2 protein-coding genes are annotated in these 2,034 nt (G+C 43.0%); both read left to right on the top strand.

Annotation, left to right across the window (positions count from 1 at the left end; translation table 11 throughout):
* Nucleotides 1–342 precede the first annotated feature (342 nt).
* Nucleotides 343–1,059: a Uma2 family endonuclease gene (locus tag NJ959_RS28920; RefSeq protein ID WP_254015213.1), complete on the top strand. Its 717-nt coding sequence runs from the start codon at nucleotides 343–345 to the stop codon at nucleotides 1,057–1,059.
* A gap of 105 nt (nucleotides 1,060–1,164) precedes the next feature.
* Nucleotides 1,165–1,965: a hypothetical protein gene (locus tag NJ959_RS28915; protein ID WP_254015212.1), complete on the top strand. Its 801-nt coding sequence runs from the start codon at nucleotides 1,165–1,167 to the stop codon at nucleotides 1,963–1,965.
* The last annotated feature ends 69 nt before the right edge of the window (nucleotides 1,966–2,034 follow it).

Raw genomic sequence — 2,034 nt, 5'->3', positions numbered from 1 at the left:
GGGAGTGGAGAATGGGGATTTTAGTATATTTAAAGCAATTACATTATACTTCTCCAACAAACAATATCAAGAGCCTTTATCTATGTAGGGGTGAAGCATTTGGGCGACAATTTATGTGGAAAACCCTAGATATACAGTCCAAATGCTTCACCCTGTCCAGGATCTCCAAACACACCATACGGTATAATTTATTTGTTGGAGATGTCTATTTATCTGCGGATTAAAATCACCAATTGCGTTTCAATCCCTAAAAGGGATTTTAGTACATTTCAACCGCCGATGGCTGGAACCCTTACTATATAATTATACTATAATTTTACACCTCACTAAACCCAGAAAGTTATGGTACAACAACTTTCACCCCCAACTATTCCAGAAATCATCTATCCTGACAGCGATGGACAACCGATGGCAGATAATACTGAACAGTTTAAATGGATTGTACTCATTAAAGAAAACTTAGAGACTTTGTTTGCGGCTATCGATAATGTATTCATCGCGGGAGACTTACTTTGGTATCCTGTGGAAGGAAATAATAAAATTCGTCAAGCCCCAGATGTCATGGTAGCATTAGGACGACCAAAAGGAAAACGAGGTTCTTATAAACAATGGATAGAAGAGAATCTTGCCCCACAAGTAGCTTTTGAAATTCTCTCACCTGGTAACCGTGCCAAGCCAATGTTTGAGAAGCTATTATTTTACCAACGCTATGGCGTGCAGGAGTATTATATTTACAATCCAGATAATAATGAGTTAACATGTTTTAGCCGTGCTGGAGATTGGTTAGAACCCATTGAAGATCTCAATGGCTGGGTAAGTCCCCTGTTAGAAATCCGGTTTGAATTAACCGAAAATAACCTAGAAATTTATCGTCCAGATGGTCGAAAATTCCTGACTACAGTGGAATTAGAACAATTGAGAGAAGAAGAACATCAACGGGCAGAAGAAGAACATCAACGGGCAGAAACAGCCATGGCACAATTGGAACAAGAACAACAACGGTATCAAGCTTTAATAGCAAAGTTGCGGGATCGCGGCATCGACCCAGAACAATTGTAATTGGTTATTGGTTATTGGTTATTGGTGATGAGCCATTACCGCTGCCGATCGCCGCGTGAACTATACTAACCTCTAATCCCTATTTCCAGAAAGAGAAACTAACTTATGGCGCGTCTAGCACTACTGAGTGTATCCGATAAAACCGGAATAATCGAATTAGCACGTACACTGGTTGAGGAATTCCAGTTCGATTTAATCAGCAGTGGCGGTACAGCCAAAGCCTTGCAAGGGGCTGGCTTACCAGTAACTAAAGTATCAGATTATACCGGGCATCCAGAAATTCTCGGAGGAAGAGTCAAAACCCTACATCCTCGGATTCACGGCGGTATTCTAGCGCGGCGAGATATCCCCCAAGATATAACCGACATGGAAAATAACAGTATTCGCCCGATCGATTTAGTAGTAGTAAACCTCTATCCTTTTGAAGAGACGATCGCAAAACCCAATGTCACTGTAGCAGAAGCGATAGAACAAATCGATATCGGTGGGCCAGCAATGCTCAGGGCTGCTGCAAAAAATTATCCCCACTTGACAGTATTATGTAATCCCAACCAATACCAAGCCTATCTAGCCCAACTACGCCAACAAAGTAATTCACCCACGATAGAATTCCGTCAAACCTGCGCAATTGAAGCATTTTCCCATACAGCCACTTATGATAGTGCGATCGCCACTTACTTATCCACAAGAGTGGAGAGTGGGTTTTTTGGAGTAGGGAATCGGGAAAATATTACCCCATCCGTTACCCCATCCGTTACCCCATCCGCTGCCCCATCCGCTGCCCCATCCGTTACATCCGTTACCCCATCCGCTGCCCCATCCGCTGCCCAATCTTCTTTATTCGCCAAAAAAATACAACCCCTCACCCACGGAGAAAACCCCCATCAACCCGCAGCCTGGCAATAGAAAGGCAGTTTTACCCCAGGTGAGACAGCAGCCAGCAAAATTCAGGCCAAAGTACTAAGTTACAATAAA

The sequence above is a fragment of the Limnofasciculus baicalensis BBK-W-15 genome (assembly GCF_024178385.1).
In the GTDB taxonomy this organism is placed as follows: Bacteria; Cyanobacteriota; Cyanobacteriia; order Cyanobacteriales; family Coleofasciculaceae; genus Limnofasciculus; species Limnofasciculus baicalensis.
This window is presented reverse-complemented; position numbering and strand designations above follow the sequence as displayed.